The organism is Burkholderia sp. BCC1972, from assembly GCF_905339605.1.
Taxonomy (GTDB): Bacteria; Pseudomonadota; Gammaproteobacteria; order Burkholderiales; family Burkholderiaceae; genus Burkholderia.
The window spans coordinates 439,224-455,134 of the sequence record NZ_CAJPGH010000002.1 but is presented as its reverse complement, the minus strand read 5'-3'; the positions used below and the strand labels follow the sequence as shown (position 1 = coordinate 455,134).

The 15,911-nt window shown below is 64.3% G+C and carries 13 protein-coding genes and 1 pseudogene; 9 read left to right on the top strand and 5 right to left on the bottom strand.

Annotated elements, in window-relative coordinates:
- Positions 1 to 6: 6 nt before the first annotated feature.
- The gene (locus U5798_RS05510; RefSeq protein WP_124446889.1) at positions 7 to 1,161 is read right to left on the bottom strand and encodes a porin; all 1,155 of its coding nucleotides are present in this window, start codon (positions 1,159 to 1,161) and stop codon (positions 7 to 9) included.
- 382 nt (positions 1,162 to 1,543) lie between these two features.
- Between U5798_RS05510 and U5798_RS05505 the strand changes: the two genes are divergently transcribed.
- The 4 genes and pseudogenes from U5798_RS05505 (at position 1,544) to U5798_RS05490 (ending at position 4,698) form a co-directional block, all read left to right on the top strand.
- Positions 1,544 to 2,641 (top strand): OpgC domain-containing protein, encoded by a 1,098-nt coding sequence (locus tag U5798_RS05505; protein WP_124446887.1) that lies wholly within the window; start codon positions 1,544 to 1,546, stop codon positions 2,639 to 2,641.
- Between the two features lie 61 nt (positions 2,642 to 2,702).
- Positions 2,703 to 3,638 (top strand): alpha/beta hydrolase, encoded by a 936-nt coding sequence (locus U5798_RS05500; protein WP_322081457.1) that lies wholly within the window; start codon positions 2,703 to 2,705, stop codon positions 3,636 to 3,638.
- 44 nt (positions 3,639 to 3,682) lie between these two features.
- Positions 3,683 to 3,799: pseudogene (locus U5798_RS05495) on the top strand (LysR family transcriptional regulator); the annotation flags it as partial.
- A 140-nt stretch (positions 3,800 to 3,939) separates the two neighbouring features.
- Complete coding sequence (locus tag U5798_RS05490; protein WP_322081456.1) at positions 3,940 to 4,698, top strand: SDR family oxidoreductase; 759 nt, start codon at positions 3,940 to 3,942, stop codon at positions 4,696 to 4,698.
- Between the two features lie 142 nt (positions 4,699 to 4,840).
- Here U5798_RS05490 and U5798_RS05485 read toward each other — a convergent pair whose 3' ends face one another.
- Entirely contained in the window at positions 4,841 to 5,176 is a 336-nt protein-coding gene (locus U5798_RS05485) for an H-NS histone family protein (protein ID WP_260434775.1), read from the bottom strand.
- A 446-nt stretch (positions 5,177 to 5,622) separates the two neighbouring features.
- Here U5798_RS05485 and U5798_RS05480 point away from each other — a divergent pair, with 446 nt between their 5' ends.
- Complete coding sequence (locus U5798_RS05480; protein WP_124446879.1) at positions 5,623 to 6,249, top strand: TetR/AcrR family transcriptional regulator; 627 nt, start codon at positions 5,623 to 5,625, stop codon at positions 6,247 to 6,249.
- A 105-nt stretch (positions 6,250 to 6,354) separates the two neighbouring features.
- Here U5798_RS05480 and U5798_RS05475 read toward each other — a convergent pair whose 3' ends face one another.
- Together U5798_RS05475 and U5798_RS05470 are read right to left on the bottom strand one after the other, a co-directional pair.
- A complete protein-coding gene (locus U5798_RS05475) occupies positions 6,355 to 7,449 on the bottom strand; it encodes a potassium channel family protein (RefSeq protein WP_124446877.1) in 1,095 nt (364 codons plus the stop codon).
- 60 nt (positions 7,450 to 7,509) lie between these two features.
- Complete coding sequence (locus U5798_RS05470; protein WP_322081455.1) at positions 7,510 to 8,844, bottom strand: FAD-binding oxidoreductase; 1,335 nt, start codon at positions 8,842 to 8,844, stop codon at positions 7,510 to 7,512.
- A gap of 224 nt (positions 8,845 to 9,068) precedes the next feature.
- Here U5798_RS05470 and U5798_RS05465 point away from each other — a divergent pair, with 224 nt between their 5' ends.
- From U5798_RS05465 to U5798_RS05450, 4 genes are all read left to right on the top strand, one after another.
- Positions 9,069 to 9,923 carry a helix-turn-helix domain-containing protein gene (locus U5798_RS05465; RefSeq protein ID WP_124446873.1) on the top strand — a complete coding sequence of 285 codons (855 nt, stop codon included), beginning with the start codon at positions 9,069 to 9,071 and terminating at the stop codon, positions 9,921 to 9,923.
- Between the two features lie 123 nt (positions 9,924 to 10,046).
- Positions 10,047 to 11,714 carry an ATP-dependent helicase gene (locus U5798_RS05460; RefSeq protein WP_322081454.1) on the top strand — a complete coding sequence of 556 codons (1,668 nt, stop codon included), beginning with the start codon at positions 10,047 to 10,049 and terminating at the stop codon, positions 11,712 to 11,714.
- A gap of 157 nt (positions 11,715 to 11,871) precedes the next feature.
- Positions 11,872 to 13,128 carry a DUF6402 family protein gene (locus tag U5798_RS05455; RefSeq protein ID WP_322081453.1) on the top strand — a complete coding sequence of 419 codons (1,257 nt, stop codon included), beginning with the start codon at positions 11,872 to 11,874 and terminating at the stop codon, positions 13,126 to 13,128.
- Between the two features lie 472 nt (positions 13,129 to 13,600).
- Complete coding sequence (locus U5798_RS05450; protein ID WP_322081452.1) at positions 13,601 to 14,059, top strand: hypothetical protein; 459 nt, start codon at positions 13,601 to 13,603, stop codon at positions 14,057 to 14,059.
- Between the two features lie 125 nt (positions 14,060 to 14,184).
- On the opposite strand, the gene U5798_RS05445 is transcribed toward U5798_RS05450, so the two are convergent.
- A complete protein-coding gene (locus U5798_RS05445; protein ID WP_124446869.1) occupies positions 14,185 to 15,744 on the bottom strand; it encodes a methyl-accepting chemotaxis protein in 1,560 nt (519 codons plus the stop codon).
- Between the last annotated feature and the right edge of the window lie 167 nt (positions 15,745 to 15,911).

Sequence of the window (15,911 nt, the reverse complement as noted above, 5' to 3'; positions counted from 1 at the left end):
AAACAATCAGAACTTGTGGCGGATCGCGGCGCGCACCGCGAACTGGTTTGACGACGCCGACGGGCCGTCGGTCCCGACCACGTAGCCGCCGTCGACCGCCGTGCCGGTCTTGTCGCCGGCCACCTTCTGCCATGCGCCCTGCAGGTACACGTCGGTGCGCTTCGACAGGCTGTAGTCGGCCATCAGGCCGACCGTGTGGTACTTCGGCTTGAACGAGCCGGCGGCCGCGTCGAACTTGCCGTCCGTGTACACGTACTGCGCGCCGAGATAGAAATCGGGCGTGAGCTGGTACTTGCCGTTGATCTCGATGTTCTGGAACTTGGTCGCCGTCAGCCCGAGGCCGGCGAACGTCGAGGCCGGCAGGTAGACGGTCGACACCGGGTTCTTCACGTCCGTCTTCGTGTAGACGAGGCCGACCGTCGCCGGGCCGAACGTGTAGTTCACGCCGCCGCCGAAGATGCGCAGGCGGTCGGCGACGAAGTTCGCGTCGTCGGCCGCGATCGCGCCCGCATTGCCGATACCCGGGTTGTTGGCCTGCAGGTACGCGGCCGCGACCTGCAGCCCGGCCAGCGAATACTGCGCGCCGATGCTGTACTGGCGGTTGTTCGAGAAGCCCGTGCTGTTGCTGAAGCTGTAGGTGCCGCCGAACGTCAGGCCGTTCCAGTCGGGGCTCGCGTACTTGACCGTGTTGTTGACGCGGAACGAGTTGTCCGTGTTGTCGTTGTCGAACGGGTGCGAGAACAGCGTGCCGCCCCAGTTGCCGTTCGCGGTCAGCGGCGCGAGATAGTCGACGACGGAGTCGTACTGGCGACCGAAGGTCAGCGTGCCGAAGCGCGACTGGCTCAGCCCGACGAACGCCTGGCGGCCGAACATGCGGCCGCCCTGGCCGAGCCGGCCGTTGTTCACGTCAAAACCGTTTTCCAGCGTGAAGACCGCCTTCAGCCCGCCGCCGAGATCCTCGCTGCCCTTCAGGCCCCAGCGGCTGCCCTGCGCGTAGCCGCTCGCGAGCTGGTAATTCGTCTTTCCGACCCCATTGACGTTGACGTTGTTCGTGTAATTGAAGCCTTCGTCGATCAGGCCGTACAGCGTCACGCTGTTCTGGGCAAAGGCCGGCGCGGCGAATGCAGCGAGCGCGGCGGCAAAAATGACGTGCTTCTTCATTACGGATCTCCGGAGCCGAGGGCCGGGCAGGCCGTGCGCCCGGCGAATTGTTCGATCTGTTGTATGTGTGGCCCGCAGGGCGGACGACGCGGTGTGCGGCCGCGTGAGGACAAAATGGTGTCACGACGCAAACCGTCCGTCCATCGGGTGCGAGTCGTCGCGCGCAAAGCGTTGCGCTCGTCCAACTGCCCCGTTGCGCAGATGGCCTGACCGGGCTTATCGGCAGCGGCAGGCCGACCTGCCATCCGCGTAAACCCGATGCGCGTCGCATCGATGGCACAATGCGCATCCGTTCGCCTTTTCTTCAAGAAGTCATGCTTCACCCCGATTCCTGCGCGGCACGTGCCGGCTGCGCCCGCGGCCCGCGCCGGGAGGCGGTCCGATGACCGCGCCGGCCCGGGCCGGCCGCTACGCCGAACTCGATTTCTTCCGCGGCCTCGTGCTGCTCGTCATCGTCGTCGACCATATCGGCGGCAGCATCCTGTCGCGCGTGACGCTGCACGCGTACGCGCTGTGCGACGCGGCCGAGGTGTTCGTGTTCCTCGGCGGCTTCGCGACCGCCATTGCGTACAACTCGCTCGCCGAGCGGCACGACGAGGCCGCCGCGCGCCAGCGCTTCATCCGGCGCGCGTTCGAGATCTACCGCGCGTTCCTCGTGACGGCCGGGCTGATGCTGCTGATCACGGCAGCGCTGAACGCGTTCGCGATCGACGGCCCGAACATGCCGACCAACGACCTCGACGGCCTGCTGCACAAGCCGCTCGCCGCGCTGCGCGACATCCTGCTGTTCCGCCGCCAGCCGTACCTCGCGTCGGTGCTGCCGATGTATGCGTTCTTCGCGCTGCTCGTCCCGCTCGCGCTGCCGCTCGCGCGCACGCAGCCGTGGCTGATGCTCGCGTTCAGCGGGTCGCTCTGGTATGCGGCGCCGCACGTCGCGCGCTTCTTGCCGACCGTCGAAGGCGCGCCGTGGGACTTCAATCCGTTCGCGTGGCAGTTCCTGTTCGTGCTCGGCGTGATCGCCCGCTGCCAGCCCGTGTACCAGACGCTCGCGCCCAAGCCGCAGGGCTGGCTGCTGACGGCCGTGTCGCTCGCGATCGTCGCGGCCGGCGCGTACTACCGGCTGCGCATCGAGCCGTTCCCGACCGATCCGTCGATCAAGCAGAACCTCGGCACGCTGCGCCTCGTGAACTTCCTCGCGATCGCGTGGCTGGCCGCGAAGCTCGTGCACCTCGGCTGGATGAAGAAGGTCGCGCACGCGATGCCGTGGATCGGCACGATCGGCCGGCAGGGGCTGCTGTGCTTCGTCGCGGGCACCGGCATCTCGCTCGCGGTCGATTCGCTGCTGTACCAGGCGACCGAAGGCTATCTCGACGTGCCGCTCGGCCTGACCGCCGACGCCGTCGCGATGGGACTGCTGTATCTCGTGGCCAAACTCTACGGGCCGCTCGTCGCGCGGCTGCCGTTCCGTTCGCGGCGATGACGCGCCGCGCCGTCATGTGCCGCTGCTACGATAGCCGGCGCCTCTCCTGAAACGCTTCGCCATGCGCCGACTCGCCCTTCCGTTCGCCCTCGCCCTGATCGCCGGCTCCATCGCCGCCGCCCGCGCCACGCCGGCCGCGCCGCCGGTCTCGCCCGTGCCGCCGCCACCGGCCGCCCAGACCGCGACGACGCCGTCGACCGCCCAGGAGCCGCCGGTCAACCCGGGCAGCAGCGTCGTGCTGCGCACGTTCCGGTCGGCGTCGCTGAAGCGCGACTGGTCGTACACGGTCTACCTGCCGCCCGGCTACAACCCGGAAGGCGCGCGCTACCCGGTGATGTACCTGCTGCACGGCAACGCCGGCAACGCGAACGACTGGGTCACGCTGGGCCGGCTGCAGGCCACCGCCGACACGCTGATCGAGCGCCGCGAGATTCCGCCCGTCGTGATCGTGATGCCGCAGGGCGGCACCGACTGGTACGTCGATCGCAAGGAGAAGATGCAGAGCGCGTTCCTCAACGACCTGCTGCCCGAGGTCGAAGCGCACTTCGCGGTGTCGAACCAGCGCGCGGGCCGCGCGATCGGCGGCGTGTCGATGGGCGGGTTCGGCGCGCTGCGCTTCTCGCTGCTCGAACCGGGGCTGTTCTGCGGCGCGATGCTGCTGAGCCCCGCGATCTATGCGAACGAGCCGCCGCTCAATTCCGCCGCGCGCTATGTCGGCGTGTTCGGCGAACGGCAGTTCGACGCGCGCGTGTGGCACGAGCTCAACTACCCGGCGCTGCTGCGCGGCTATTTCGCGCGCACCTGGCGCGTGCCGATGTTCATCGCGGCCGGCGACGACGACCTGACGATCCAGGCGGAATCGAGCGTGCTGTACACGCAACTGCGCCGCGCGCAGAACCCGGCGGAGCTGCGCATCGTCGACGGCGGGCATACGTGGGACGTGTGGCGCGGGTTGCTCGGGCAAGGATTGAAGTACGCGCTCGAATGCGTGAAGTGACGGCGGGCGGGCATCGCCCCGCCCGTTTTCGGCCGGCATCGGGCTGGCATACGCGCGTCGATCAGGACGAAGGGAACCGGTGGCTGCGCGACATCGTGGTCGACCTGTTCGCGGAGACGGGCACACGGGCACGCAGGGCCGTGCCTGGACGAAAGAAATAGTCGCCGTCACCGCGCGGTCGCACGCGAATCGCGACATCGCCCGACTCCGCGTGCCGAGCATTTCGACTACATTGCCGAAGTGACGACGACATCGAACCGCTGTCGCCTCGCGCCTCATTCAACCCGCAGGAAATCAAGCCATGTCTGTCTCGAAGAAATTCGCTGCCGTCACGGGCGCCGGCTCCGGCATCGGTCGCGCAGCAGCCATCGCGCTCGCCCAGGCGGGATTTGCCGTCGCGCTGCTCGGACGCAACGAAGCATCGTTGCGTGATACGCAGGACGCAATCCGCACCGCCGGCGGCGACGCGCAGGTGTTTCCCGCCGACGTCACCGACGAAGCATCGGTCGACCACGCGTTCGCGCAGATCGCGCAGCAGTTCGGGCGGCTCGATGTCCTGTTCAACAATGCCGGCCGCAATGCGCCTGTCGTGTCCCTCGACGAATACGACCTCGACGTGTGGAACAGCGTCGTCGCGACGAACCTGACCGGCGTCTTCCTGTGTGCGCGCGCCGCGTGGCGCCTGATGAAAGCGCAGACGCCGCAGGGCGGCCGCATCATCAACAACGGCTCGATCTCCGCGCACGCGCCGCGCCCCGATACGATCGCGTACACGGCTACCAAGCATGCGGTGACCGGCATCACCAAGTCGTTGGCGCTCGACGGCCGCCGCTACAACATCGCTTGCGGCCAGATCGACATCGGCAACGCCGCGACGTCGCTCACGGAACGGATGACGCAAGGCGTCCCGCAAGCGGACGGCAGCCTCGCGCCCGAGGCGCGCATGGACGTCACGCATGTCGCGAATGCAGCCGTTCAGATGGCGAATCTTCCGCTGGACACGAACATCCTGAACATGACGATCATGGCGACCACGATGCCGTTCGTGGGGCGCGGATAAGCACGCGCTGCGGCCTGCGCCGGGGCACGTCGCCTGGGCCGGTGCCGGCGTACGCTGCCGGACCTCGCCCGCCGGGTCACGCGCAGCCGAAGGCGGCGTTGCCGTGGTTCGGCACGCCGGCCATGCCGTCCTTCATGTTCCATCACCCCCGCTTGGCCTTCTTGCCGGCAGACGGAGGCTTGCAAATGGCGAACTGGCGGCGGTCCTTGCCGCGAATCCAGAGCGGCGCGTTACCGCGCCCGCTCCACTCCTTCCCGCTCGCGGGGTCGCGGTAGCGCGCCGGCAATACTGTCACCATGTACGGGCCGCGACTGCCGTTGCGGCCGACCAGGTCGCGATGCTTGATCGCATACGTGTCCATCAACGCGTGAACCTTCTCGATCGCGTCGACACGTTCGCGTGCACGCGCGCGTTCGATCTCCTCATCCAGTTCGGCCAGCTCCGCAACGAGCTGCGCATAGGTCTTGCTCACGCTCATCTTCTGCTTCCTGCCACGCATCCGCACGCGGATCGATATGATTCGCATGACTAACAGATGGTTACACCACACGCCGCACGGGCGGCATTCACCGGAGCGGCAGGCGACGCGCAAAAGCGGCAGTCCCTGGCACCCTGGCGGCGCATCGACGCCCTCATACCGAAACGATCATCCGCAACGGTCCCAAGCCCGGTGCGGACATTCCGGCGCACATTCGCGCCTGCCGTCTCAGCGATCAACACACAATTGCAGATGCAATCGCACTGGCGTCTATCTCAAATATCAATTGATATTCTTCCAGCCGTGGTCACGGCTACCGCTCCCCTGGCCAATCCGCGCGCATCTGCTTGCCTCGACGCCGCGCCTCGCAATTCACATATCAAGTGATATCCGAAATGCGATCGTAATGGTATCTATCTCAAATATCAACTGATATCCTTCCGGCCATGACAACGGTGCCTCATCCCCCGCGGCTGACCCGCGAAGAAAGCCGACTGCAGACCCGCGCGCACTTGCTTGCCGCTGCGAAGCGGCTCTTCGTCGATCGCGGTTTCGGCGCAACGTCGCTCAGGGACATCGCGGCCGAGGCCGGCTACACGCAAGGCGCGTTCTATTCGAATTTCGAGAGCAAGGAGGCGTTGTTCGTCGAACTGATGCGCGAGCGCTCGCAGACGCAAGTGGCCGACATCGTGCGGGTGCTGAGCGACCCGGCCGCGTCCGGCGAGGACATACTGCATGCGCTGGACATATGGTCGAAGACCGTCGACGCGGAACCCGAGTGGTCGGTGCTGGGCGTCGAGTTCAAGCTTCACGGGCGCCGCAACCCCGCTTTTGCGAAGGCGTCGCAGGCATTGCTGGACACGCACCGCGACGGGCTCGCCTATTGCATCGAACAGATTTTTGCGAGGATGAAGAAGGTGCCGCCCGAATCGCCGACCGTCCTGGCCATGTCGTTCATGGGGCTTTCGCAAGGGCTGTCGCTGCAGCAGTCGATCCTGTCCGAGGTGCCGATCGGGCACATGATCATGGTGTTCCTGCGCAGTCTGCTCGCGTCGGCAAAGCCCGTGCGCTGACCTGTGAGGTCGCGGGCTCGACGGGATCGAGCGGCTCCGCGATGGAGCCGGACCGGACTGGCGGACCAGCGCATGAAGCGGGAAAACGGCAGGCCGCCCGGCATATCAAACATCCGGGTCCGGAATCCGCGCCGACTGGATCACCACCAGCGTGTCCCCCGCCTCGATCCTGCACGGCGGATCCTCGTAGAACGAAAAGATCTTCCCGCAGCGATCGAGCCCGACGACGATCGCGCCCGGCACGACGTTCGTCATGCAACCGACCTCTTGCGGCATCGCCTCGCGCTCCAGCAGCGTCGCCCGCCCGCGCGTCGACAGCATGTCGTTCACGAACGGCACGATGTAGCGGCTGTGCACCGCGTCCGCGAGCAGCAGCGCACCGATTTTCGTCGACGACACGATCACGTCCGCGCCGGCCTGCCGCAGTTGCCGCTGATACAGGTTCTCCTGGATCCGCACGACGATCTTCGTGTCGGGTGCAATGCTGCGCACCGACAGCGTCAGCAGGATCGCGGTCGGATCGTCGGTCACCGAAATGATCACGGCCTTCGCTTCACGCACCTGTGCCTGCTGCAGCAGATCCTCGTGCGCGGGATCGCCGAGCAATCCCGCCACGCCGAGCGATGTCGCGGCCTCGATCGCCTGCTGCTGCGAATCGATCACGATGAGCGTCGCCGGATCGACGCCGCTCTCGAGCAGTTCGCGCACCGCGATCGAGCCCGACAGGCCATAGCCGCAGACGACGATGTGATCGGACAATTGCTTCTGCAGGCGTTTCATGCGGAATTCCTCGATGACGCGCTGGATCACGAACTGATACGCCGTGCCCAGGAAAATGAACCAGATGCCGATGCGGATCGGCACGATGAAGAACGCATCGAGCAGGCGCGCCCGTGCGGTGACGGGCACGATGTCGCCATAGCCGACCGTCGCGACCGTGACCATCGTGAAATACACGAGATCGGCGACGGTCATCGGCGTGCTCTTGGTCGAATCGCGCAGGCCGTCGCGATCGAGATACAGCACGACGAACGCGAGCGTGCACAGCAGCACGACCGCGCCGATGCGGAACAGCAGCGTGCGCCGCGGCGACGTCGCGGGACGCGTGAACAGCGTGCGCGCACGCGGCGCCTGCCACGGATTGCGGGCGCGACGCAGGCGCAAGCGCAACGAGCGGCGCTGGTCGGATGGCGAAGCCAACGGGAAGTCTCCTGAGGAATGCGGGCTCGATTCTACGACGGGAACGCGCGCGCCCGGCCGTCACAGCATGCTGCGCGGCCGCACCATCGTCCCGTCGGCGAAGCGCTGCGCACGAAACGCCGACAGGTCGAGCGACGGCGCGCCCGTGTCGATCCATTCGGCGAGCAGCCGGCCGACGATCGGCCCCATCGCGAAACCGTGGCCGCAGAACCCCGTCGCGATCGCGAGGCCCGAAGGCGTGCCCGGCGCATCGATCACCGGAATGCCGTCGGGCAGCACATCGATCAGGCCGGCCCACGCCTCGACGATCTGCGCGTCCTTCAACGCGGGGAAGATCGCCTTGAGCTTCGCGAGCGCACGCGGCGCGTGCGCGCGATTCGGCTGCGGCTGAGGATCGCGCGGCTCGATCGGGCCCGCCGCGCCGTTGATGCGTGCGAGCACATCGCGCCACGCCGCCGCATTCACGTGCAGCCGGAATTTGTCGCGCTGCGACCAGAACTCCGGCCAGAAGAGACTCAACCCGCGCAGATGGCCGAGCGTCAGGTCGACGTCGACCTGCATGTCGTCGGCGAGATTGATCGCGCCGTTCTTGCGCTGCCGGATGCCGAGGCCATGCCCCCACACCGTCGACGCCGACACCAGCGGCACCACATTGGTGTGCATGCAGGTGCCGCGCACGGCCTGTTGCGGCAGCCGGATGCCAACACCGTCGAGCAGCCGGAAACTGGTCGCACCGGCCGCACAGATCACGCGCCGCGTGCGGATCGTGCCGCGCTCGGTCGCGACGCCGACGACCGCGCCGCCGGCCGTTTCGATCGCCGTCACGCCGCAGCCTTCGAAGAAACGCGCACCGCCCTCGGCGGCGCGTGCCGCGAACGCGGCGGCCACCCGACGCGGCTCGGCCTGCCCGTCGGTCGCGGTGAACAACCCGCCGAGCGTGCGCGCCTGCGGCGAAAGGCCGCCGACGCGTTCGTCGATCTGCGCGCGTGTCAGCGTGCGCGTGTCGAGCCCGTGCTCGCGCGCAACGGCGAGCCACGCATTGAACGACGACCAGTCCGCTTCGTTGTCCGCAATATAGAGACAGCCGCCCTGCCGCCATTCGAGATCGAAACCGAGGGTTTCCTCTAACCCCTCCCAGATCCGCATGCCGGCCATCATCAGCGGCACCTCGGCCGACTCGCGGCCCTGCTGCCGCACGAAGCCCCACGCGCGTGTCGACTGCTGTCCGGCGATGCGCGACTTGTCGAGCACGACGGCCTTCAGCCCGCGCAGGCCCAGGTAGTAGGCGGCCGCGCAGCCCATGATGCCGGCGCCGGCGATCACGACATCGGCTTCGGCCGGAAACGCCGTTTCGGCGCGGGTCAGGGTATCGTGCAGCGGATAGGTTGTCGTCATTGTTTCCTGTCAGGCGTTAATCCCTACGAGATGCGTACGCGGCGGTAACGTCGTGACACACCTTTCACACAAACGCACCTTACGCGACACTGAATGACGACCATTTTGCGGTAAAGTTATCTTTTCCGCGCGTGGCCGGTCGGCTCGCCCCTGGACGTCATGAAGACTGTCCGTCGAGATTGCCGCAAGGCATCGTTCTGAACGTCACGATCCGTTCCCGTAGCATGACCACTGAAGCAATCACCACGGATTCCCTCGCGGTCGCCGAGCGCGTGCGCGAGCTGATGACCCGCAATGGTATCGGCAAGCGCCAGCAGACTACCGAGCTGTGCCGCATCCTCGACCTGAGTTTCTCGCAAGGCCATCGCAAGCTGCGCGGCAGCAGTCCCTGGACGCTCGCGCAGATCAAGAAAGTCGCCGAAGCGTACGGCGAACCCGCCGCACAGCTGTTCGGCGCGCAAACGCTCGACCCCGGCATGGTCGGCGCCTGTTCGCAGGAGGCCGTACTTTATGCGGGCGTCGCCGAGATTCCGTGCACCGCATGGATCGGCGCGCCGCTCGAAGCCGGCGCCCGCCCCGAGTTCGTCGCGTACGAACAGAACGGCCGCTGGCGCGTGCTGCGCCACACCGGCGTGCTGTATCAGAATGCGTACGACGTACACAAGATCGAAATCTATCCGCGCCGCGCCGAGAGCGACAAGCTCGTCGTCGCGGTGATCGACCCCGATCGCGTGAGCGCAACCGAGCTGTGCCGCTACCTCGAACGGCAGGGTTTCGCGACGGCCGCGTTCGACGGCCTCGCGCCGTTCGTCGACGCGCTGCAGGGCCAGGCCTTCGACGCCGTGCTGACCGAATGGCTGTTCGACGACAGCACGGCCGCCACCGCGATCAAGGCCGTGCGCACGTCCGACAACCCGGGCGCGCCGATCTTCGTGCTGACGGGCGACCTGCTCACCGGCCGCGCGAGCGAGGCCGACATCAGCGAGGTGATCCGCGCGTTCGACGTCGTCTGCTACGAAAAACCCGCGCGCATGGCGATCCTCAGCGCCGATCTCGCGAAACGGCTCGCACGCGGATAACGTCCGCCGGGCCGGCCGCCCGTCGAGCGGCCGATGCACGCGCGGCGCCGCGGGCACGAACAGGTTCCTCAGTACAATAGCCGCACCTGTTCACGCCCACGCCGGCACTTGCCGCCCGACTCCATGGCCCGCCTCATCCCCGACGACTGGAAAAGCCTCGCCGCGACCGGCGCAGCCGAACGCGAGCGCGAAACGCTTGCCGCGCTCGAACACGCGCTGCCCGACAGCTACACCGTGTATCACGGCGTCCACTGGACACGCGCCGACCAGGCGTTTTCGGTATTCGGCGAAGCAGCGTTCGTCGTCGTGAGCCCGGCCGGCCGCGTGCTGCTGATCGAGCAGAAAGCCGGCTTCCTGCGCGAAACGCCGAAGGGGCTCGTGAAGGTCTACCTGCAGAAGGAGCGCAATGTCCCGATCCAGCTCGCGCGTACGCAGGAAACGCTGCACCGGCGCCTGACGGCCGCGCTCGGCGCGGGCGTCTACGGCGTCGAGGCGCTGCTGTACTGCCCCGACTACTCGATCCGCGACGCGTCGATCGCGGGTGTCGCGGCCGACCACATCGTCGACGCGTCGCGCAAGGCGCAGCTCGCCCAGGTGATCCGGCAGATCCTGCCCGAAGACGACGAACACCTGCCGAACGCGTCGAAGCTCCACCACTTCCTCGCGGACGAGCTCGCGCTCACGCCCGACACGAGCGCGCTCGTCGGGCAAGCGGGCACGCTCGTCACGCGGCTGTCGGGCGGGCTCGCCGCGTGGGCGCGCCAGCTCGAATTCGCACCATTCCGGCTGCGTGTCACCGGCACGGCCGGCTCGGGCAAGACGCAGCTCGCGGTGCAGGCGATGCGCGACGCCGTCGCGGCCGGCAAGCGCGTACTGTACGTGTGCTTCAATCGGCCGCTCGCCGACTACATCGCGCGCATCGCGCCGCCCGGCGCGAAGATCGCGAACTACCACCAGCTGTGCGACTGGGTCGCGCGCGACGGCGGCTATACGCCCGACTTCCAGGTGCCCGGCGAATTCGAGCGGCTCGAGGCGCGTTTCGCGCAAGCGCCGATTCCCGAGCGCTGGCGCTTCGACGTGCTGGTCGTCGATGAAGGACAGGATTTCCACGCACCGTGGGCGGCCGCGCTGGAGCGCTTGCTGGCGCCGGACGGCGCATGGTGGTGGCTGGAAGATCCGCTGCAGAACCTGTACATGCGCGAACCCGTCGCCCTGCCAGGCTGGGTCACGCTGAAGGCGCTGACGAACTACCGCAGCCCGCGCGACCTGCTCGAATTCGTGCGCGACGTTGTCGGCCGGGTCGAGCCGCTTGCGGCCGAACTGCGCTCGGGCAGCCCGTTCGACGGTTCGGAGCCGTCGGTCTCGGCATACGGGGAGGAAGGCGCGTCGGCGGATGCATTGTCGGAAGCCTGTATCGACGCGACCAAGCGCGCGGTCACGCAGGCGCTGTCGCTCGGCTTCCGCAAGCAGGACATCGCGGTGCTGTCGTATCGCGGCCGCGAAGGTTCGGTGCTCGCGCCGCTCGACCAGCTCGGCCCGCACCGGATCAAGAGTTTCACCGGCAAGTACGACCTGTTCGGCAACCCCGAATACCGCGAAGGCGACGTGCTGCTCGATTCGATCTACCGCTTCAAGGGCCAGTCGGCGCCGTGCGTGATTCTCACCGAGGTCGATTTCGACACGCTCGATGCGCGCGCGGCACGCAAGCTGTTCGTCGGCGCGACGCGCGCGACGATGAAGCTGCTGATCGTCGCGTCGTCGCGCGCGGCCGGGCAACTCGCGGCGGTTTGACGCGGCGGAACGGCCCGCCCGGGCCGGGACGATCTGCGACATCATGATCGTCGACACAATCGGGAACATTTCGATCTGCCCCGGGCCCTTGTCCGCTCACGCTTCGCCGAATTTCGGCAACACCTGATGGTTTGTCCGCTTGCAGCCGGCTTTTACGATGCCTGGCTATTCGCAGCAAACGGGACAGCCGATGGTCGACGTAAAAAAGGTGCCTTACTACAAGCCGAAGAAAGGGGTGTTCGGATCGGAGTTGAAGGAATACAAGGGCTCCCAAGGATGCATCCCGCTTGATACTCAAAGAAGCGTATCGATCGACAGGCTTGCACCAGGGGAAAAGCCGCCGCCACCGCCGCCCAAACCGATTTCCAAGCCGCCGTCTGCTCCGGAAACCATCCGTTCAGCACCTCAACCGCTGCCGCAGGCCGACCTTGCAGTAACCAAAGAATCGCCAAGGCAAGCGGAATCGGAGGTTTGCGAAAACCCGCCACCTTTCGATCTTCAGGACGTACCCATTGCGATGGACAATTTAGGCTGGAAGGTTTCAGCCAAACTTGCGCGAATCTGGTTTGCGGGCTCTGCGCATACCTACAACAATGATCCGATATCGGTTCAACCGATCAGTCTTAACGACGTCACTCTGGACTGGGCATTGCAGTTCGGAAGCGTAAAAAGAAAATTCGAAAAACTTATCACCCGTGACATCTACCGGGAAGCCGCGACTGATCTGGCAAAAAAGAAGATTCTTAATCGAATCAGAAACCAATTTCTGGAAAAAAGAGGAGCAAATCTTAATTTCAATACCAGCCAACTTGAAAACAACATCCTCCAATTTCATATAAACTGGCAGTTTCAATACATCCCAATAAGCGACTGGGACACCCTGGAAAACTTAACCCCCACTGATCTTACAGGAGCGTTAGCAAATTTCAACATTTACGTTGCCATAGGAAATGTCGAAATATCTGGCGAAAAATATTTTAGATACGATAAAACAAGCAATTTCTACTGCATCGATACAATCGCAAAAGTTACACACATCTACGCCTACGTAAAAGACAATTACTCATTCAATGAAGAACAATATCTGGGGCACTGGAACAAGCACGGCGTTATTATTGCTCCGGGCTCGCTGCTTTCAAGATCCAGCACCCCAAAGAGCAGCTCGGATATAGATATTTTCGTCAAGAGCATCAACAAGCCAGTTGACACACGAAGAAGTCTGTTTGGAAAATTCAATAAATCAGATGTTTATTTTCCAATTTATAACGCAGACTACAGTCGCTGGCGCGAAAAACATCATCGGGGTAGAGACCTCATGGTATATTCCAAGCCAGTCTATCTGAAGCTAGAAAAACCAATCGAATTCAAACTTGGCGAGATATGCAGACTCGAATCATCAGATACATTAGCCTAGCCTTTGTCGTGTACCTTGGAGCCGGATTATTATTCCATCTAAACCGACCAAGCTATGGTCGCTGTGATTTTTACACTAAAAAATTAAATGGAGGGAGTAAAAACATACGTGACACGACATATTTTTTTAAGTTGTGCGGAGCAGACATCACAAAAGGAACCGAAATCGAAATTCAGGTTTTTGATTCTGCAGGAAAATTACTCGCCCGGCGGTATTTTTCTTACTACATAAACTCAGCATCCGAGCGAGATTTGGCCGACACCATGGATTCAATCATTTATTACGACAATTCGAGCAGTGAGCCAATGATGTCGATCTCGATTCCCCCAACGAAATGGGACTGGCTTCGCGCCAGAATCCCCCTATTTTAAACGCACAATCCAATGACATCGAAAATAGCCGGCGACATCAACCAGTATTCAGGGAAATTTAACCAACCAAATCACCTTAAATTCTTAAATATATGAAATGCATGGTCATCGGATACATCGGCCCAGCTATTATTATTTTTATAAGCTTAGGCCTGGCCATTAATTTCAATCGCCCCGACTATGGGCGATGCGATTTCTATGATCGTCCAGAAACCATGGACGGCGGCGTAAAAAACATGAATGGCGTTCCGTACCGGTTCAAGATGTGCGGCACCGGTGGGAATGACCAAGACGCGACGAACGATAATATAGAGCTACGGGTTTTCAGTGAAAAAGGGGAGCTTCTCGCGAGACGATACTTCTCGGTCAACTGGCATCATGGAAAGCACCTCCACCCGCCCCTGAGTTACGAGGGCAACCTGGTTCGCTACATCGACTTGACCGATGAATCGAATTACACGAAACATCTGAAAATCCCACCATCCAAGTGGGACTGGCTTCTCGCCAGATTGCCTTTGTTTTCGAGGCTGCACTATAAGACTTTGATTTGCAATAAATAAAGCCCCGCTACCGGGGCTTTATTTATCAACAGACTGCTCGATCGGATCAACGACACGAGTTCGACCAGCCCGCAAAAACAGGTCGCCTCAACCGACAAATCCCCGGCGACTCACCTCGAGCCCGCTCAAGCCACCCGAAACGCCCCCACCGCGCGACGCAACCCATCCGCCTGCTCCTCGAGCGACGCAGCCGCGGCCGCCGCCTGCTCGACCAGCGCCGCGTTCTGCTGCGACACCTGATCCATCTGCGACACCGCGCGGTTCACCTGTTCGATCCCGTCGCGCTGCTCGCTCGATGCGGCGGCGATCTCGGTCATGATGCCCGTCACGCGCCCGATCGCCTGCTGGATGTCCTGCATCGTCGCGCCGGCCGTACTGACGAGCCGCGAGCCCGTCGCGACACGTTCGACCGATTCGCCGATCAGCGTGCGGATTTCCTTCGCGGCCGATGCCGAGCGCTGCGCGAGCGTGCGCACCTCGCCGGCGACCACCGCGAAGCCGCGGCCCTGCTCGCCTGCGCGCGCGGCTTCGACCGCCGCATTCAGCGCGAGGATGTTGGTCTGGAACGCGATGCCCTCGATCGTGCCGATGATGTCGGCAACCTTCTGCGAACTCTGGTCGATCTCGTTCATCGTGCCGATCACCTCGCCGACCACCGTCGCGCCGCGCGTCGCGATCTCGCTCGCGCTGTCCGCGCAAGCCTGTGCCTCGAGCGCGTTGTCGGCGTTCTGCTTCACGGTCGCCGTCAGCTGCTCCATGCTCGCAGCCGTCTCCTGCAGCGCCGATGCCTGCTCCTCGGTGCGCTGCGACAGGTCGGTATTGCCGGCCGCGATCTGGTGCGTCGCCGTCGAGATCGCTTCGGAACCCTGGCTGACCTGGCGCACCGTATCCGCGAGACTGCGCTGCATGCCCGTCACGCCCTTCACCAGCTCGGCCATTTCGTCGCGTGACGACCAGCGCACTTCCGACGTCAGGTCGCCGTCCGACAGGCGGCGGAAATGCGACAGCAGCCGGTTCACCGGCTGCGTGATCGCGAAATGCAGGCCGATCGCGCAACCCAGGCACGCGGCCAGGCCGAACGCGATGCCCGCGATCGCGCCCATGCGCATCCAGCCGTAATAGGTCTGCGCGGTGTCGTAGACATCCTTGCCGCGCGCGACCTGGTACGCGTCGAGCGCATCGGTCGCTTGCGTGAGCGCAACCGACAGCGGCGGCGCGACCGTCATCAGCAGCCGGTCGGCTTCGTCGCGCCGGCCTTCTCGGATCGCATCGATCATCGGCTTCAGCGCCTGCCCGATCAGCGCCTGGCGTGCGGCATCGAGGCGGCTCGCAAGCGGGCCTTCGTCGCCGTCGTGCGGCATCGCCGCATAGTTGCGCCAGGCCGCGTCGGCCTTCGCGAGATAGTTCTCGGCCTTCTTGACGAGCTCCGGCACTTCCGGCGCTTCCGGATGCAGCAGTGCGCGATCGAGCGTCGTGCGCACGATCGTCAGGTTCAGGCTCGCCGCGGACAGCGCGGTCTTCGCAGCCAGTTGCTGCGTGTAAGCCTCGTCGAGCGCGCGGTTCGAGCTCTGCATGCCGGCGAGGCCGATCAGCCCCGACACGACGAGCAGCACGGCGACGAGACCGAGCGTGGAGAAGATCCGCGTACGGATCGAGAAACGGGAAAACAGGGCGTTCAGGTTCATGACGGCACGTGAGCGGTGAAAAATGCCGCGGCAATCGGTCCGCGGCACTCTGTATTACGGTTTGCCTGCAAAAAACTTGAGCCTGTCCCCGCTGTTCGCCTGATCGCGGTCAATTTTTCACGCCGGCAATCTCCTGTTACCGCTGAAACATATCGAGTCTGGGCAGA